Raw genomic sequence first — 2469 nt, 5'->3', positions numbered from 1 at the left:
AGCGTTATTAATAATGCGCTGTTCTCTTCCCTGCGTTTGGGGGTGACACACGCGGATACACTGTGTCTGGCTGTGCCGCTGTTTCATTGTTTCGGGCTCTCTTCCGGGCTGTTGTTTGCCCTGCATCAGGGATGCAAAATTGTGTTGCTGAATAACTACAGCGCCGAGGCGGTGCTGAAGGCCGTTGAGCACTATCGTTGTACGATTTTGCATGGCGTTCCGACCATTTTCAGCCGCCTTATGCAGCACGATGCGTTCACTCAGTATGATATTTCCAGCCTCGATAAAGGCATTGTGGCGGGTGCCTACTGCTCACCGCGCCTGATATCGGATATTACGCAGCATCTTGGCATGCGGCATCTTGCCGTCTCTTATGGTCAGACAGAAACGTCACCCTGTTGTACCCAAACGCTGTTTAACGATCCGCTGGTCGTTAAATGCTTTTCTGTTGGCAAACCGCTGCCTTTTGTTGAAATAAAGATTATTCACACCAAATCCGGTGCGCTTTGCCCCAGCGGGGTTTCGGGTGAAATCTGTTCACGAGGGTTTCATGTGATGCAGGGGTATGACGATGCCCCGGAACAAACACGAGCCGTGCTTGATAGTGAAGGGTGGTTACATACCGGTGACGTTGGCTTTATGGATGCCGAGGGGTATTTACATTACTCCTATCGCCTAAAAGAGATCATCGTGCGCGGCGGTGAAAATATCAGTCCACGAGAAATAGAAGAAGCGATTTTAGAATATCCAGGCGTTGAGATTGTTAAGGTATTTGGCATTGCATCGGAGGCGCTGGGAGAGGAAATTATTGCCGCTCTCTGCATTAAACCTGGCTATCACATCACGGAATCAATATTGCGTGACTTTTTAATGCCACAGTTGGCGCGTTACAAGATCCCCGCGCAATTTCATTTTTTAGAACAGTTTCCTTATACCCCCTGCGGGAAAATTGATGTCCAGCAGTTGAAATTATTAACCCATGCCGCAGAGGTCAGCGAAGAGTAATCAATTCGCGGTGGGAAATAACGCGATTTCCCACATTATGCCGTGAGCCAAAATAATCGATTAAGGAGAAAAGTATGGCGAAGCAAAAAGCATTGGCGGGCGTTACCGTAGTAGAGTTGGCGACATTTATCGCCGTTCCTGCTGCCGGACGTATTCTGGCAGACATGGGGGCAAACGTAATTAAAATAGAATCTCTGGACGGGGATAATTTACGTTACACCGCGCCAACGGAAGGCCGTCCCTTAGATCAGCATGAAAACACCACCTTTGACCTGGAGAATGCCAATAAACGCGGCATTGCGCTGAACACCAAAACGGCCACCGGGCAAAAAATATTATTTCAACTGCTGGAAAAAGCAGACATTTTCCTGACTAACTGGCGGCCAAAAGCGCGCGATCGTGCTGGTTTGGATTATGAAACCCTGAAACAAAAATTCCCCCATCTGGTTTATGCCTGCGTCACTGGCTATGGCGACACCGGCCCAGATCAGGATTTGCCCGGCTTTGATTACACCGCGTTTTATGCGCGTGGCGGTATTTTGGGATCGCTGTATCAGAAAGGCACGGTGCCGATGAACGTGATCCCCGGCTTAGGCGATCACCAGTGCGCTATGGCGCTGGTGTCTGGGGTGTTAGCCGCCTATATCCATGCCAAAAATACCGGTGAAGGGGAGTACGTATCCACCAACTTGCTGCATACCTCGATCTACACGCAGGCGATCATGATCCAGGCCGCGCAATATAAAGAGTATGGTCAGCCTTATCCTATCGATCGCCGCACGACTACCAGCCCGTTTATTTTGGCCTACAAGACCAAAGATGATCGCTTTATCCAGATTTGCATGCCGGTGTATGACGCCTATTACAGCAAATTTATCACCTGTATAGGCCGTGAGGATCTGGCACAAGACCCGCGCTACACCCACCTGCAAGAGGTCGCCAAACACAAACGTTCGCCCGAACTCTACGACATCATTTGGCAGCAGATGGCGCAGAAGACCGTCAATGAGTGGCGGGAAATTTTTCTGGTTAACGACATTCCCTTCAGTGTGGCGCAACTGTGGGAAGAGGTATTGGAAGATAAGCAGGCCTGGGCCATCGATACCTTCTATCGCATGCAGTACGCCAACGGTAGCGAAAAGGCGCTGGTACGCCCCCCCATCAGCTTGCTGGAAAGCGGCCTGCCGGACTATCAGCGTGGCCCTTTGCTGGGTGAAGACACGCCATCCATTCTACAGGAACTCGGTTACAGCGCGGATGAGGTTGCCAAGCTGGAAGCCAGCAAAGATGTCGGCATTTGGCGGGAATAGCTAACGCGGCGGTTGTGTCATCGGAACAGGTCAGTACCGAAGAGAGGCTGTATGCAAGAGATACTTACCATGGGGGTGGATATCGGTTCGTCCGCCTCGAAATGCATCATCATGCGTAACGGAACAGAGATCGTCGCACAATCCTTGTTTGCGG

The 2469-nt window shown here is 50.7% G+C and carries 2 protein-coding genes; both read left to right on the top strand.

Going from position 1 to position 2469, the window contains the following annotated elements; translation table 11 throughout:
- Positions 1–1005: AMP-binding protein (locus tag J5224_RS24930; RefSeq protein ID WP_264627901.1), on the top strand; the 1005-nt coding region annotated here is incomplete at its 5' end.
- Between the two features lie 74 nt (positions 1006–1079).
- On the top strand, positions 1080–2315 hold the full coding sequence (locus J5224_RS24925; RefSeq protein ID WP_264627900.1) for a CaiB/BaiF CoA transferase family protein: 1236 nt from the start codon (positions 1080–1082) through the stop codon (positions 2313–2315).
- Positions 2316–2469: the final 154 nt, after the last annotated feature.

It is taken from the genome of Candidatus Symbiopectobacterium sp. NZEC135 (genome assembly GCF_025962695.1).
The sequence above is the reverse complement of the archived record's forward strand: the minus strand, read 5'-3'. Positions and strand labels throughout refer to the sequence as shown.

Bases quoted from the DNA above. Each gene is read 5' to 3' on its own strand.
- J5224_RS24925 (WP_264627900.1), top strand. From the start codon at position 1,080: ATGGCGAAGCAAAAAGCATTGGCGGGCGTTACCGTAGTAGAGTTGGCG.